Annotated in this window: 15 protein-coding genes; 12 read left to right on the top strand and 3 right to left on the bottom strand. The window is 68.6% G+C overall.

The window, feature by feature from the left end; translation table 11 throughout:
* Window positions 1-120: 120 nt before the first annotated feature.
* Together N440_RS12210 and N440_RS12205 are read left to right on the top strand one after the other, a co-directional pair.
* The gene (locus tag N440_RS12210) at window positions 121-1,728 is read left to right on the top strand and encodes a transglycosylase SLT domain-containing protein (RefSeq protein WP_133935225.1); all 1,608 of its coding nucleotides are present in this window, start codon (window positions 121-123) and stop codon (window positions 1,726-1,728) included.
* A 23-nt stretch (window positions 1,729-1,751) separates the two neighbouring features.
* Window positions 1,752-2,099: a ribonuclease E inhibitor RraB gene (locus N440_RS12205; RefSeq protein WP_049458810.1), complete on the top strand. Its 348-nt coding sequence runs from the start codon at window positions 1,752-1,754 to the stop codon at window positions 2,097-2,099.
* Between the two features lie 71 nt (window positions 2,100-2,170).
* On the opposite strand, the gene asd is transcribed toward N440_RS12205, so the two are convergent.
* Together asd and N440_RS12195 are read right to left on the bottom strand one after the other, a co-directional pair.
* Complete coding sequence (gene asd / locus N440_RS12200) at window positions 2,171-3,013, bottom strand: archaetidylserine decarboxylase (RefSeq protein WP_019336666.1); 843 nt, start codon at window positions 3,011-3,013, stop codon at window positions 2,171-2,173.
* The gene (locus tag N440_RS12195; RefSeq protein ID WP_006459101.1) at window positions 3,010-3,660 is read right to left on the bottom strand and encodes an SCO family protein; all 651 of its coding nucleotides are present in this window, start codon (window positions 3,658-3,660) and stop codon (window positions 3,010-3,012) included. The genes asd and N440_RS12195 overlap by 4 nt, the downstream gene beginning before the upstream one ends.
* Window positions 3,661-3,782: 122 nt before the next feature.
* On the opposite strand from N440_RS12195, the gene prmB reads away from it, so the two are divergent.
* The 8 genes from prmB (at window position 3,783) to N440_RS12155 (ending at window position 11,956) form a co-directional block, all read left to right on the top strand.
* Complete coding sequence (gene prmB, locus N440_RS12190; RefSeq protein WP_053509400.1) at window positions 3,783-4,712, top strand: 50S ribosomal protein L3 N(5)-glutamine methyltransferase; 930 nt, start codon at window positions 3,783-3,785, stop codon at window positions 4,710-4,712.
* Window positions 4,709-5,812: a chorismate synthase gene (gene aroC / locus N440_RS12185; RefSeq protein ID WP_008264593.1), complete on the top strand. Its 1,104-nt coding sequence runs from the start codon at window positions 4,709-4,711 to the stop codon at window positions 5,810-5,812. The genes prmB and aroC overlap by 4 nt, the downstream gene beginning before the upstream one ends.
* Window positions 5,805-6,842, top strand: a complete 1,038-nt coding sequence (locus tag N440_RS12180; RefSeq protein WP_133935224.1) for a D-glycerate dehydrogenase — start codon at window positions 5,805-5,807, stop codon at window positions 6,840-6,842. The genes aroC and N440_RS12180 overlap by 8 nt, the downstream gene beginning before the upstream one ends.
* 92 nt (window positions 6,843-6,934) lie before the next feature.
* The gene (locus tag N440_RS12175) at window positions 6,935-7,963 is read left to right on the top strand and encodes an aspartate-semialdehyde dehydrogenase (protein ID WP_133935223.1); all 1,029 of its coding nucleotides are present in this window, start codon (window positions 6,935-6,937) and stop codon (window positions 7,961-7,963) included.
* Between the two features lie 150 nt (window positions 7,964-8,113).
* Window positions 8,114-10,111 carry a FimV/HubP family polar landmark protein gene (locus tag N440_RS12170; protein ID WP_133935222.1) on the top strand — a complete coding sequence of 666 codons (1,998 nt, stop codon included), beginning with the start codon at window positions 8,114-8,116 and terminating at the stop codon, window positions 10,109-10,111.
* A gap of 26 nt (window positions 10,112-10,137) precedes the next feature.
* A complete protein-coding gene (locus N440_RS12165; protein ID WP_133936028.1) occupies window positions 10,138-10,500 on the top strand; it encodes a VOC family protein in 363 nt (120 codons plus the stop codon).
* A 32-nt stretch (window positions 10,501-10,532) separates the two neighbouring features.
* Window positions 10,533-11,303 (top strand): tRNA pseudouridine(38-40) synthase TruA, encoded by a 771-nt coding sequence (gene truA, locus N440_RS12160; RefSeq protein ID WP_133935221.1) that lies wholly within the window; start codon window positions 10,533-10,535, stop codon window positions 11,301-11,303.
* Window positions 11,300-11,956, top strand: coding sequence for a phosphoribosylanthranilate isomerase (locus N440_RS12155; RefSeq protein ID WP_006458876.1), 657 nt, complete (start codon window positions 11,300-11,302; stop codon window positions 11,954-11,956). Before truA ends, N440_RS12155 begins: the two co-directional genes overlap by 4 nt.
* Before the next feature lie 27 nt (window positions 11,957-11,983).
* Here N440_RS12155 and N440_RS12150 read toward each other — a convergent pair whose 3' ends face one another.
* Window positions 11,984-12,871 (bottom strand): LysR family transcriptional regulator, encoded by an 888-nt coding sequence (locus tag N440_RS12150; RefSeq protein ID WP_133935220.1) that lies wholly within the window; start codon window positions 12,869-12,871, stop codon window positions 11,984-11,986.
* A gap of 97 nt (window positions 12,872-12,968) precedes the next feature.
* Between N440_RS12150 and trpB the strand changes: the two genes are divergently transcribed.
* On the top strand, window positions 12,969-14,186 hold the full coding sequence (trpB, locus tag N440_RS12145) for a tryptophan synthase subunit beta (protein ID WP_133935219.1): 1,218 nt from the start codon (window positions 12,969-12,971) through the stop codon (window positions 14,184-14,186).
* Window positions 14,183-14,872, top strand: a complete 690-nt coding sequence (locus N440_RS12140) for a hypothetical protein (RefSeq protein WP_166671557.1) — start codon at window positions 14,183-14,185, stop codon at window positions 14,870-14,872. Before trpB ends, N440_RS12140 begins: the two co-directional genes overlap by 4 nt.

Raw genomic sequence — 14,872 nt, 5'->3', positions numbered from 1 at the left:
CCAGCCCTTGTAGTGAATAGCCCAATGTTAACGGGCAGGGGTGACGGTCCGAAGGTCCGGCTTGCCCCGACCTTGGCGGCGCCGCTACTCTGCCTGCCTGTTTCGCACACAGTGCCATCAATGCCCGTTCCTGTCCTGATTTCCCGCGGTTGGCCGCTGCTGGCCCTGGCCGGCCTGGTTTCCCTGGCGCCTGACGCCCATGCGCAACGGGTCTCGGCCCGGGACAAGGTGAAGGTCGATGCGCTGCAGCAGCGCATGACGGCCGCCGAGAAGCGTTACAGCGACGCCCTGCTGCTGGTCGCCAATGCCGACCCCAAGGGCAGCAACGAGGCCGACGCCGCGCTGGAGGACATGGAAGATGTCCTCAACGACTGCGTGAAGCAGAAGGGCTGCCAGATGGGCACCCTGCTCGCCAGCTACAAGCGCCTGCTCAAGCATGACGCCGATGCGGCGGCCAGCGATGACGTGGCCGACGAGGGCGGCGACCGCCTGGAAGCCGATCCCGACCATATCGGTCCGCTCACCGCCGATGTACCCGAGGCGGCCCGCGCCGCCGCACTGCTGAACGACAAGCGGCACGCCTTCGACACGATGGTCGAGTACAACCCGGCAGTGCAGGCCGGCATCCGCCGCTGGCTGACCGACATGCGCCCGGCGCTGCTGACCAGCTATGAGAACTACCAGAACCTGCGCGCGGTGATGTGGCCGGAGTGGGAAAAGCGCGGGCTGCCCGAGGCGCTGCTGTTCGGCATCATGGCCAAGGAATCCAATGGTCGCGTGCATGCCTCCTCGCGTGCGGGTGCCGCCGGCCTGATGCAGTTCATGCCGGCTACCGGCCGCCGCTTCGGGCTGGGCCCGGACGGCACCGGTTTCGACACGCGTTTCGATGCGCGCAGCGCCGCCGAAGCCAGTGCCAGTTACCTCAACGAGCGCCTGCGCGAACTCAACAACAACGTGGAAATGTCGGTGGCCGCCTACAACGGTGGCGAAGGCCGCGCCGCGCGGGTGTTCAAGCAGAGTGCTGGCCAGAGCTTCTGGACCGACAGCGTCTACAACCAGTTCCCCGGCGAGACCAAGGACTATGTGCCGATGGTGATCGCCGCGGCCTGGATCTTCCTGCACCCGCAGCAGTACGGCGTGGAGTTCCCGAAGATCAGCGCGCAGCCGGCCACGCTGCGCCTGGCCAAGTCCACCACCATCTACGAACTGACCATCTGCCTGGGCAGCCACGGTACCCGTGATGGCTACATGCGCGCGCTGCGCAACCTCAACCCGCGCTATGAAGCCGATGGCTGGATTCCGGCCGGCACGCTGATCAACGCCACCACCCGCATCGCCGGCCTGTACCAGCGCAACTGCGTCAGTGGCCCGCGCGCGGACCTGGCCCGCACCCTGATCACCGCCGACCTGAACGCGGCGATCAAGCGCCCGACCGCGGCCAGCTACACCGGCAGCGTGGCGGTGGGCGGCGTGGTGCCGGTGGCCGACGCCGCAGCCTCGACCAGCGTGCCGACGACCCCGGTGGCGGCGGTGGCGACCCCGCGTCCGGCGCCCGCCCGGGCAAAGCCGGTGCGCAGCCACAAGGTGGGCAAGGGTGAGACCCTGGGCGCCATCGCGGCGAAGTTCCAGTGCGACGTGCCGACCCTGGCCCGCGCCAACGGCCTGAAAGCCCCGTCCTACAGCCTGCGCCACGGCCAGACGCTGAAGCTGCAGGGCTGCGACAAGTAATCCCCACGACCCCTGGAACCCGCATGGACCTCGAAGACACCCGCAACCTGTTCGCCAACCTCCGCGAGAACACCGACTGGGACATCAGCGGCCCGTTGCTGTGGGGCTATTTCTTCGTTCACTCGACCGCCGAGCCGCTGCAGGCCCTGGCCGACCACCTGCAGGCGCAGGGCTACACCTTCGTCGAACTGTTCGAGCAGGAGCCGGAAGAAGGCGACGCGCCGTTCCATGTGCTGCACGTGGAGCGCGTGGAGATCCACGACGAAGCCTCGCTGGACCGCCGCAACCAGGAATTCGCGGCCCTGGCCACGGAAAAGGGCGTGGAAGACTACGACGGCATGGACGTCGGCCCGGCCCCGGCCCTGCAGTAACGACAAAAAGGGGACGGAGGGAATTAAGTCGTTTATGCATAAACGACTTAATTCCCTCCGTCCCCTTTTTGTCAGCGCAGCGTCGCCAGCGCCTGGCCCAGCTGCACCGGGCTTTCGGCGCCCAGCTGCGGGGCGAACTCGGCCACGCCGGGCGGCAGCAGCACGATCACGGTCGAGCCATAGTTGAAGCGCGCCATCTCGGCGAAACGCTCCAGCTGGATGCCCTGGCCGCGGTAGTCCTTGCGGGTGATGCGGTCGCCATAGGCCGGGATCTCTTCGCCGCTCCACACCGTTTCCACGCCGGACACCAGCAGCGCACCGACCATCACGCTGACCATCGGGCCGAAGCTAGTGTCGAAGTGGCAGACCAGGCGCTCGTTGCGCGCGAACAGGCGCGGCACGCCGTTCACAGCAGCCGGGCCTACGCTGAACAGGCGGCCCGGCACGTGCACGGTCTCGCGCAGGGTGCCGGTCCAGGGCATGTGCACGCGGTGGTAGTCGCGCGGCGACAGATAGACGGTGGCATACAACCCGTCGTTGTAAGGCTTGGCATCCTCGTCGCTGCCCAGCAGCTCGGCCGCGGTGAACGACTGGCCCTTGGCCTGGAAGATGCGGCCGGCCTCGATCTTCCCCAGTTGGCTGATGCGGCCGTCGGCCGGCATCACCAGGCTGCGCGGATCGGCATCGGCCACCCGCGCGCCCGGCTTCAGCGCACGGGTGAAGAACTGGTTGAAGGTGGCATAGCTGCGCGGGTCCGGGTTGGCCGCCTCATCCAGGTTGACGTTGAACTTGCGGGTGACGGTATCGATCAGCCAGCGCGAGACGCGCGGATCGTCCGAGTACGCCAGCGAGCGCGCCATCGAAGACAACAGTCGGTGGGGCAGGGCGTACGTCAGGGCGGTGGTGAGACTCATGGGGCGGTTTTCTCGGTCAGCTTCTGCAGGTCGCGGGCGATCGCCGGCGCGTTGAACGGGGGGCGCACCAGGCCGGCGAGGCGGCCCTGCGGGTCGAGCACGGCCAGGCTGGCCGAATGCTCGACGGTGTAATCCTCGGGGTTCTCGTCAAAGTGCTTGCCCGGAACCTTCTGGAACACGAAACCCAGCGAGGTGGCGAAGCGCTCCAGCGAGGGCACATCGGCGGTGGCGGCCAGGGTGTCCTTGTGGAAGCCGTGCACGTACTCGCCCAGGCGCGTGGCGCTGTCGCGGTCGGGGTCGACCGAGATGAACAGCACGCGCGGGCGCAGGCTGTCGGGCAGGGCTTCCCACTGGTTCTGCGCGCCGGCCAGTTCGGCCAGGGTGGTCGGGCAGACGTCCGGGCAGAAGGTGAAGCCCAGGAACACCAGCGTCCAGTGGCCCTTCAGCTCGCCGGGGATCAGGCGTGTGCCATCGGACTGCGCGAGGTTGAAATCGGGAAGCGCACGCGGCTGCGGGTACAGGGTGATCGCTTCGGTGGCCGGGGCGTTGGCCGGCGGCTTCGGCGCGAAGACCTGTTGCGCGGCCAGCAGGCCGAGCCCCGCCGCCAGGGCGATCAGCAGGATGATGCCGGCGTTGCGATTGAACATGGGGGCTCCCGCGCGAAATGGGCTCCATCATACCGGCTGCGGCCCGATCGTTTCCGCCGCAACGGATGCCGCCACGGGCGCCAGCCCCTATAATCGGGGGCCACTTTGCCCGCAGTACCGCCATGACCGCTGAAACGGCCGCCGAACTCCACACGATCATCGATCTGATCCGCTACGGCACCAGCCGTTTCAATGAAGCCGGGCTGACCTTCGGGCACAGCTACGACAACGCGCTGGACGAGGCGACCCAGCTGGTGCTGCACAGCCTGCATCTGCCCCACGACCTCGGCCCGGCCTACGGCCAGGCGCGCCTGCTGCAGGCCGAGAAGCTGCGCGTGCTGGAGCTGTTCCAGCGCCGCATCGACGAGCGCATTCCGGCCGCCTACCTGACAGGTGAAGCCTGGTTTGCGGGTTTGAGCTTCAAGAGCGACAAGCGCGCGCTGGTGCCGCGCTCGCCGATCGCCGAACTGATCGAGTGCGGCTTCGAGCCGTGGCTGGCCGGCCGCGACGTGTACCGTGCGCTGGACCTGTGCACCGGTTCGGGCTGCATCGCCATCGCCATGGGCCACTACTACCCGAACTGGCAGGTGGACGGCGTCGACCTGAGCGACGACGCGCTGTCGCTGGCTGAAGAGAACCGGGAGCGGCTGCAGGCATACAACGTCAACCTGGTGAAGTCGGACCTGTTCAATGGCCTGTCCGGCCGCCACTACGACCTGATCGTCACCAATCCGCCGTACGTCACCAACGACGAGACCGATGCGCTGCCGAAGGAATACTCCTACGAGCCGGACATGGGCCTGCGTGCCGGCGACGACGGCCTGGACCTGGTGCTGAAGATCCTGCGCGACGCCCCGCTGCATCTGAGCGAAGACGGCCTGCTGATCTGCGAAGTGGGCGAATCCGAACAGCATCTGATCAAGCTGCTGCCGGAAGTCGACTTTGCCTGGATCGAGTTCAAGGTCGGCCAGATGGGCATCTTCGCGGTCGAGTGCCGCGAGCTGATCGCCCACAGCGCGCGCATCACCGAACTGGCGGCGCAGCGCCCGTGAGTTCCAATTCGTTCGGCAAGCTGTTCACCGTCACCACGTTCGGCGAGTCGCACGGGCCGGCCATCGGCTGCGTGATCGATGGCTGCCCGCCGGGGCTGGCGCTGGACGCGGCCGAATTCGCCCACGACCTGCAGCGCCGCGCCACCGGCAAGAGCCGGCACACTTCGGCGCGTCGCGAGGCCGATGAGGTCGAGATCCTGTCCGGCGTTTACGAGGGTCTGACCACCGGCACCCCGATCGCGCTGCTGATCCGCAACACCGACCAGCGCAGCAAGGATTACGCCAACATCGGCCAGCAGTTCCGCCCGGGCCATGCCGACTACAGCTACTGGCACAAGTACGGCATCCGCGACCCGCGTGGTGGTGGCCGTTCCTCGGCGCGCGAGACCACCATGCGCGTGGCTGCCGGCGTGGTCGCCAAGAAGTGGTTGGCCGAGCGCTTCGGCGTCACCGTGCGTGGCTACCTGTCGCAGCTGGGCGATATCACCCCGGCCGGTTTCGACTGGTCGGCGGTGGAAGACAACCCGTTCTTCTGGCCGCACGCCGCGCAGGTGCCCGAGCTGGAGGCGTACATGGATGCGCTGCGCAAGTCCGGTGATTCGGTCGGTGCCTGCGTGGACGTGGTCGCCGACAACGTGCCGCCGGGTTGGGGCGAGCCCATCTACGGCAAGCTCGACGGCGAACTCGCCGCCGCGCTGATGAGCATCAACGCGGTGAAGGGCGTGGAGATCGGCGACGGTTTCGCCAGCGCCGCGCAGAAGGGCACCGAGCATCGTGACCTGCTGACCCCGCAGGGCTTTGCCAGCAACCATGCCGGCGGCATCCTCGGCGGCATCTCCACCGGCCAGCCGGTGGTCGCTTCGATCGTGTTGAAGCCGACCTCCAGCCTGCGCCTGCCGGGCCCGTCGCTGGATACGGCCGGTAACGTGGTCGAGGTGGTCACCACCGGCCGCCACGATCCCTGCGTCGGCATCCGTGCCACCCCGATCGCCGAGGCGATGGTGGCGATGGTGCTGATGGACCAGGCGCTGCGCCATCGTGCGCAGTGTGGCGATGTCGGCACGATCACCCCGCGCATTCCCGGGCAGATCGATGGCTGACACGCGGCCGACGGTGTGGGTGAGCCAGCCGCTGATCGATGCGGCCATCGCGCCGCTGCGCGATCGCGTGCAGCTGCGCGTCACCGACACTGTTACCGCCTGGTCGCCCGAGCAGATCGCCGCGCAGCTGGCCAGCGCCGACGGCGCGATCATCACCCTCAACGAGCGCATCGGCGCGGCCCAGGTGGCCGACGCGGCGCAGCTGCAGGTGATCGCCAATGTGGGCGTCGGCTACAACAATCTGGATGTCGATGCGCTCAGTGCGGCCGGCATCCTCGCCAGCAACACCCCGGACGTCCTGACCGAGACCACCGCCGATCTCGGTTTCGCCCTGCTGATGGCCACCGCGCGCCGCATCACCGAATCCGAGCGCTGGCTGCGCGAAGGCCAGTGGCAACAATGGTCGTTCCAGACCATGCTCGGTGCCGACATCCACGGCAGCACGCTCGGCATTCTCGGCATGGGCCGCATCGGCCAGGGCATCGCCCGCCGCGGCGCACACGGTTTCGGCATGAAGGTGCTGTACCACAACCGCTCGCAGCTGCCGGCCGACACCGAAGCGGCACTGGGTGCCTGCTACGTGGACCTGGATACGCTGCTGGCGCAGTCCGACCATCTGCTGCTGGTGCTGCCGTACACCCCGGCGTCGCATCACCTGATCGATGCCGCCGCGCTGGCGAAGATGAAGCCGTCGGCCACGTTGGTGAACATCGCCCGTGGCGGCCTGGTCGATGAAGTCGCGCTGGCCGATGCGCTGGCCAACGGCCGCCTGGCTGCAGCGGGTCTGGATGTGTACGAGGGCGAGCCGAAGGTGCGCCCGGAGCTGTTGGCACTGCGCAACGTGGTGCTCACCCCGCACATCGGCAGCGCCTCGCTGGCCACGCGAACGGCGATGGTACAGCTGGCCGTCGATAATCTGGTTGCCGGGCTCGGCCTGGACGGCGGCCCGTCGCGCATGCCGAGCGCGATCAACGCTGACGCGGCGATGGCCGCGCGCGTGGCTCTGGGCAAAAAAACCGGGAAACGATAGGGAACCTCCGCGCGTCCCGCTTGAGGAGGTTCCCCGAACCCTGCTGTCGTGCGTGATTTTTCCCATCCCCGTTTTCGTGAGAGTTTCCCCCCATGAGCAATGCACAGCGCAGTTTCCACGTCGCCGTCGTCGGTGCCACCGGCGCGGTTGGCGAGACCATGTTGTCGATCCTTGAAGAACGTGATTTCCCGGTGGGTACCCTGAGCGTCCTGGCCTCCGAGCGTTCGGCTGGCGGCGAGATCGAGTTCAACGGCCAGAAGGTCAAGGTGCAGGATCTGGCCACCTTCGACCCGAGCGGCGTCGAGATCGCCCTGTTCTCGGCCGGTGGCAGCGTATCGAAGGAATACGCGCCGAAGTTCGCCGCCGCCGGTGCGGTGGTGATCGACAACTCCTCGGCCTTCCGTTACGACGACGACGTGCCGCTGGTGGTGTCCGAGGTCAACCCGGACCAGGTCGCCAACCGTCCGCGCGGCATCATCGCCAATCCGAACTGCTCGACCATGCAGATGCTGGTGGCGCTGGCGCCGCTGCACCGCAGGTACGGCATCGAGCGCATCAACGTCTCCACCTACCAGTCGGTGTCCGGCGGCGGCCGCTCGGCGATGGAAGAGCTGGGCAAGCAGACCGGCCAGCTGCTCAGCTTCCAGGAAATCGATCCGCAGCGCTTCCCGGTGCAGATCGCCTTCAACCTGATCCCGCACATCGACGACTTCCAGGACAACGGCTTCACCAAGGAAGAGATGAAGCTGGTCTGGGAAACCCGCAAGATTCTCGGCGACGACAGCATCCTGGTGAACCCGACCGCGGTGCGCGTGCCGGTGTTCTACGGCCATTCCGAGTCGGTGGCGATCGAGACCCGCGACAAGGTAACCGTGGCCGAAGCGCGTGCGCTGCTGGAGCAGTCGCCGGGCATCGAAGTGGTGGATCGCCACGAAGCGGGTGGCTACCCGACCCCGGTTACCCACGCTTCGGGCACCGACGCGGTGTATGTCGGTCGCATCCGTGAGGACCTGTCGCACCCACGCGGCCTGAACCTGTGGATCGTCTCGGACAACGTGCGCAAGGGCGCGGCACTGAATGCCGTGCAGCTGGCCGAGCTGGTCGCCGCCGAACAGCGCTGAGCAGCGCGGTTGCCTCACCGGTAGTGCCGGCCGCTGGCCGGCATTGCCGTGATCCATGGGTTGAAGCGATTGCCGGCCAGCGGCCGGCACTCCCTCAAGGATCTTTGCGGTGGGTGCGGACCTTGGTCCGCACGCTTTATAGTGTCGCCCATGAATAAACGGGCCAGGGGCGCAACGCGCCCGCTCAGCTATCTTTCCGCCGCGCTGCTGGCCCTGGCCAGCAGTTCGGCGCTCGCCCTGGGGTTGGGCGACATCCGTGTCCTGTCCAGGCCGGGCCAGCCCTTGCTGGCCGAGATCCCGGTGGTCTCGGCCGACCCGTCCGAGCTGGAAAACCTGCGGGTGGCGCTGGCTTCGCCGGTCACCTTCGAGCGCGTCGGCCTGCAACGGCCGACCGGCCTGGTCAGCGAACTGCAGTTCGAACTGACCCGCAACGCGCAGGGCAGGGCGGTGGTGCGGGTGACCTCGCAGGCGCCGGTCGAGACGCCGTCGCTGAGCTTCCTGATCGAGGCCGACTGGGGCCAGGGCCGGCTGGTCCGCGAATACTCGGCGCTGGTCGATGCCCCCTCCAGCGCGCTGGCCGTGGCCGAGCCGGAGATCGTCGCACCGGCCGGCACCCTGTCCAATACCATCACCCGCGAGCCGGCAACGGCACCGGCACCGGTGGCAGAGGGGGCAGGTGCGCCGCCGTCCGCGCCTGCGCCCACGCCGGCACCGGCACGACCGCGTGCGGCGCCCGCGCCGGTTGCGGCTACTCCGGCCGATGGCAGTGTCACCGTACAGCGTGGCCAGACGTTGTCGCAGATTGCCAGCGCAGTGGCGCGTGGCAACCAGGTCAGTCGTGATCGCGCGATGATTGCCCTGCTGCGCGCCAATCCCGAAGCCTTCATCCGTGGCAACGTGAACCTGCTCAAGCAGGGCGCGGTACTGCGCATGCCAGGCAGCGATGCGCTGGCGGCGGTCGATGCTGCCGAAGCGGCTGCACTGGTGCGCGAGCATGCGGCGCAATGGCGGCAGGCGCGAACCGTGCCGCAGCCGGCAGGTACGGTCGCAGCGGTGGCCAAGGCAGAAACCGCGAACGCCGCGTCCCCGTCGGGGGCCAGCGGCGCACGGCTTGAAATCGCTCCGGCGCTGGCGTCCGACGCCGCGAACGCGGGTACAACCACCGGCACCGCAGCCGGCAGTGAGGGTGACATGATGGGCAACGAGCAACTGCGCCAGGCGCGTGAGGACATCGCTACCCGCGATGCCGAGATCGGCGAGCTGAAGCAGCGCGTGGCCGATCTGGAGAAGCTGAAGGAACAGCAGCAGTCGCTGATCGCGATGAAGGACAACGACCTGGCTGCGGCGCAGCAGCGTCTGGCCCAGGCGCCGGGCAGCCGCGACGCGGCAACGCCGTGGTACTGGCTGGGCCTGCCCGTGCTGTTGCTCGCTGCGGCGGCGGCCTGGCTGCTGCGCCGGCGCAAGCCGTCGCCGTTGCCGCCGCTGCGCGAAGAAGGCGATGCCACTGGCCTGGCTGCGGCGGTGCCGGCGGGTGCGGCGCTGGATACGCTGGCCGAGCAGTCCTCGTGGTCGTCGGTGGTGGACGACGGTGGCCGCCAGGAGCCCGCCATGCCGGCCTGGGCGACCGCAACCGAGGTGCAGGAGGACGTGGCTGCCGAACCGACCGCCGACGTCGCCGCCCAGGCTGACTGGCAGGCGCACACGCTGCGCGATGACGAAGTGGTGGAGCTGCCCGAGGCCGTGACGGATCTGCCGCGCTGGGACGAGCCGGTGCCCACGCAGGACACCCCCGTGCCGGATGAGCCGGTCGCGCAGGCGGTCCCTGACGAGATCGCGGTGCCCGACTATGCGCTGCATGCCGAGCAGCAGCCGCAGTTCCGTGGCGTGTTCGACCTGCCGGCCGAAGCGCATGAGAGCCCGGCGCAGGCCGATGCTCCACACCACGAAGACACCCCGTCGACTGCGGCTGCAGCCGACGGCGACGCAGGTTGGGCGCCGCGTGCCGGCCAGGAACGGCTGGAACTGGCCATCGCCTATCTGGACCTGGGCGATGCGCAGACCGCGCGTACCCTGCTGCTGGAAGTCGCCGAGGGCGGTGATCTGCACAGCCAGGCACAGGCCCGCGAGCTGCTGGCGCGCCTGCCGTGACCGAACCCGCCGACAAGGACCGTGCCATGAGCCGCGAGCGCCGCATCGACTACGTTGAATTCGCCTCCACTGATCCGGCGGCCAGCCGTACCTTCTTCGAGAAGGTGTTCGGCTGGTCGTTCGTCGACTATGGCAGCGACTACACCGCCTTCGACGATGGCCGCCTGCAGGGCGGCTTCTTCCGCGGTCAGCCGCAACGCGCCAGTGACACCGGCGCACCGCTGCTGGTGCTGTATGCCGACCACCTGGCCCCGGTCGAGGCGGCGGTGCGTGATGCCGGCGGCGGGATCGTGCGCCCGGTGTTTTCCTTCCCCGGGGGCAGCCGCTTCCAGTTCGTCGAGCCCGGTGGCAACGAACTGGCGGTGTGGTCCGAACGCGACCCGGCGTGAGCGCCGCCCCACCTGCAGCATCGAGGTAGCACATGCGTTACGCGCTTGGCGTCGAGTACGACGGCAGCGATTTCAGGGGCTGGCAGAACCTGGGCGAAGGTGGCCCCAGCGTGCAGGCCAGCCTTGAACTGGCCCTGTCGTCGGTCGCCGATGCGCCGTTGCAGGTGGTCTGCGCCGGCCGCACCGATGCCGGTGTGCACGGCCAGTGCCAGGTCGTGCATTTCGACACCGACGTGGTGCGCGATCCGCGCGCCTGGATGCTCGGCACCACCACCCGCCTGCCGCGCTCGATCGCGGTGCGCTGGTGCGTGCCGGTGGCCGATGATTTCCACGCCCGTTTTTCCGCGCGCGCGCGCCGCTACCGCTATCGGCTGCTCAACCGCGAAGTGCGGCCGGCGCTGGGCCGCCAGACCCTGAGCTGGGAGCGGCGGGCGCTGGACGAGGCCCTGATGCATGCCGCCGGCCAGGCGCTGCTTGGCGAGAACGACTTCAGCGCGTTCCGATCGGTGCAATGCCAGGCGTTGCATGCGCGGCGTGAACTGCAGTCGCTGCAGATCAGCCGCCAGGGCGAGGTGATTGAAGTGGCGGTGCAGGGCAATGCATTCCTTCATCACATGGTCCGCAATATCGTCGGATCCTTGATCCTGGTGGGCAGCGGCGAAAAACCGGTGGACTGGATCGCCGAACTGCTGGCCGGGCGCGATCGCACCGTAGCCGGTCCCACCGCACCGCCGCAGGGCCTGGTGTTCCTTGGGCCCCTGTACCCCGACAACTGGCATCTGCCCGCCGAGGTCACGCTATGAGCCGCTCCTACTACCGCACACGCATCAAGTTCTGTGGCATGACCCGGGCCGGCGACGTCCGCCTGGCCGGTGAGCTGGGCGTGGACGCAGTGGGTTTCATCTTTGCCCGCGAGAGCAGCCGCCGGGTCGCCCCGGCCGAAGCGCGCGCGATGCGCCAGGCGATCGCGCCGATGGTCGACGTGGTGGCGCTGTTCCGCAACAACAGCAAGGAAGAGGTGCGCGAGGTGCTGCGCACGGTGCGACCGACCCTGCTGCAGTTCCATGGCGAGGAAGACGAGAGCTTCTGCCGCAGTTTCAACATGCCGTACCTGAAGGCGATCGCCATGGGCGGGCGCGAAGAGGTCAATGCCCGTACCCTGCAGCTGCGTTACCCCAGCGCCGCCGGCTTCCTGTTCGACAGCCACGCGCCCGGCGGCGGTGGCGGCACGGGTGTCGCATTCGACTGGGGCCGCATCCCGACCGGCCTGCACCGCCCGTTCCTGCTGGCCGGCGGCCTGAACCCGGACAACGTCTATGACGCCGTGCTGGCCACGTTGCCATGGGGCGTGGATGTCTCCAGCGGCATCGAGCTGGAGCCGGGCATCAAGGATGGCTACAAGATGCGCACCTTTGTCGAGGAAGTACGTCGCGCGGACTGCACCGTTCTGGAGTGATCAGGGAAAGCGGCGGGCTGGCCCAGGTCAGCCCAGCTGCGAGCTGACCCAATCGGCCAGCGCATCCACGCGCGCATCGGCCAGACCTTCCGGCCGCGCCAGCACCCAGAAGCCGCCAGTGGCGGTAAACCCCCACGGCGCGATCAACCGCCCCGCCGCCAGGTCCTCGGCCACCAGCGGCTCGGGCGCGATCGCCGGGCCCAGCCCGGCTACCGCTGCCTCCAGCAGGTAATACAGATGCTCGAAAGCGGTGCCCAACTGCAGCTTCGATGCGTCCAGGCCATGTGCCTGCGCCCAGGCCGGCCACGCCTGCGGTCGTGAGCTGGTGTGCAGCAGGGTTTCCTGCAGCAGTGCCGAGGGTGGGGCATGCCGCAGGCGTTGCGCCGCGGGGTGGGAGGGGGCCACCACCACGCCGACCCGTTCCGGCGCCAGTTCGCGCACCTGCCAGCCGCGCGGCCACGGCCCCTGCGCCAGCAGCAGGACCGCATCCAGCGCGGCCTGGGCCTCGGTGAAGCTGCCGTCCAGTGCCGACCACTGCAGGCGCACGCCGGGCAGGGCGGCCTGCAGCGCGGGCAGTCGCGGGATCATCCAGCGCGCCAGTACGCTGCCGCTGCAGCCCAGCACCAGTGCCGGGGATGCCGTCGGCCGCCGCAGTTCACGCACGCAGTCTTCAATGCCGGTGAACGCCTCGCTGCATGCCACCTGCAGGCGGGTGCCTGCGGCGGTCAGGCGCAGGCCGCGACCGGCACGCTGGAACAAGGCCATGCCCAGATGATCCTCCAGCAGCTTCAGCTGCCGGCTGACCGCACCGTGGGTGACATGCAGGTCCTGTGCGGCGCGGCCGACCCCGCCCAGGCGGGCGGTGGCCTCGAACGCGCGCAGCGCATTGAGCGGCGGAAGCGATGAGCTGCTCATGTGAGATTTCCTGACAAGATGCGCCAGATAATATCCATTTTCCGGTCACGACCCGTGCGCTAGAGTATCCACCTGTCTTGAACCACCGGTCGTCTCCATGTCTGCCTCCCCCATTGCCGACTACCACGCCTTCCCGGATGCCCAGGGCCACTTCGGCCGCTACGGTGGCAGTTTCGTTGCCGAAACCCTGGTCGGCCCGCTGCAGGAACTGGCCCAGGCCTATGACCAGGCCCGCCAGGACCCGGCATTCCAGCTGGCCTACGACCGCGACCTGGCCCATTACGTGGGCCGGCCGAGCCCGATCTACCACGCCCAGCGCCTGAGCGACCATGTCGGTGGCGCCCAGATCCTGCTCAAGCGCGAGGACCTGAACCACACCGGCGCGCACAAGATCAACAACACCATCGGCCAGGCCCTGCTGGCGGCGCGGATGGGCAAGAAGCGCATCATCGCCGAGACCGGCGCCGGCCAGCATGGCGTGGCCAGCGCCACCGTCGCCGCGCGCCTGGGCCTGGAATGCGTGGTGTACATGGGCGCCACCGACATCGAGCGGCAGAAGATCAACGTCTACCGCATGAAGCTGCTCGGCGCGACGGTGGTGCCGGTCACCTCCGGCTCGGCCACCCTGAAGGATGCGCTCAACGAAGCGATGCGCGACTGGGTGACCAACGTGCAGGACACCTTCTACATCATCGGCACCGTCGCCGGTCCGGACCCGTACCCGCGCATGGTGCGCGATTTCAACGCCATCGTCGGGCGCGAAGCACGCGAACAGATGCTGGCCGAATACGGTCGCCTGCCCGATGCGATCACCGCCTGCGTCGGCGGCGGCAGCAATGCCATCGGCCTGTTCCATGCGTTCCTCAACGATCGCCAGGTCGAGATCGTCGGCGCCGAAGCGGCAGGTGATGGCATCAGTACCGGTCGCCATGCCGCGTCGATCGCCGCCGGTCGCCCGGGTGTGCTGCATGGCAACCGCACCTACGTGCTGTGCGACGACGACGGCCAGATCATCGAAACCCACTCGGTCTCGGCCGGCCTGGATTATCCGGGCGTCGGCCCGGAGCATGCGTTCCTGGCCGATACCCGCCGCGCGCGTTACCTCGGCATCACTGATGAAGAGGCCCTGCAGGCGTTCCACCTGCTGGCGCACACCGAGGGCATCCTGCCCGCACTGGAATCCAGCCATGCCCTGGCGCAGGCGATCAAGCTGGCGCGCGAGCGTCCGCGCGACCAGATCGTGCTGTGCAACCTGTCCGGCCGCGGCGACAAGGACGTGCATACCATCGCCGCGCGCGAAGGCCTGGTGCTGTGAATTGCATGCTGCGCCATGGCGGGGCATGGGTGCTGGCGGTCGGCCTGGGCGGCTGCGCGCCACCCGATCCGCCGGTGCTGGCGCCGGCGCCGGCATCCCCGGCGGCGATCGCCCCGGCACGCCAGGTTGCCAGCAACGACGATGCTGCAGCACACCGGCCGATCGAAGACGCACCGTTGCCAAGCGCAGACGATGCTGCCGGTGGCGACAGTGCTCCAGCGGTGGTTTCGGTGGCCCTGGACCATGCCGGCGAGGTGCTGATCGGCCAGCCTTTCAGTGAACTGCAGAGCGAGGGGCAGTGGCACTCGGCCGGGCTGAGCGAGGCAACCTCCGGGCGCTGCGAGTATTACGAGCGCGGCACGCTGCCTGAAGGCGTGGCGATGATGGTGCAGGACGGTGACGTGGTGCGTTTCGACCTGGCCCCCATCGACGATTCGGGCCAGGTGGTGGTCCAGCCGGGGCCGTTCGGCCTGCACCTGGACATGCCGCGCGCGCAGGCCCTGCAGCGGCTGCCCAAGGGCGTCTCCGTCCAGCCCTATGGCAATGACGTGGAGGCCGGCGAGACCCTGCTCTGGCAGGACCCCGGTTCCGACCTGGCGATCCGCGTGGAGATCGTCGACGGCACCGTATCCCGAATGTACTGGGGCGCCAGCGGCGCCGTTGACCTGATCGAAGGATGTACCTGA

Source organism: Stenotrophomonas sp. CC22-02 (assembly GCF_004365115.1).
Lineage (GTDB): Bacteria > Pseudomonadota > Gammaproteobacteria > Xanthomonadales > Xanthomonadaceae > Stenotrophomonas > Stenotrophomonas forensis.
This window is presented reverse-complemented; position numbering and strand designations above follow the sequence as displayed.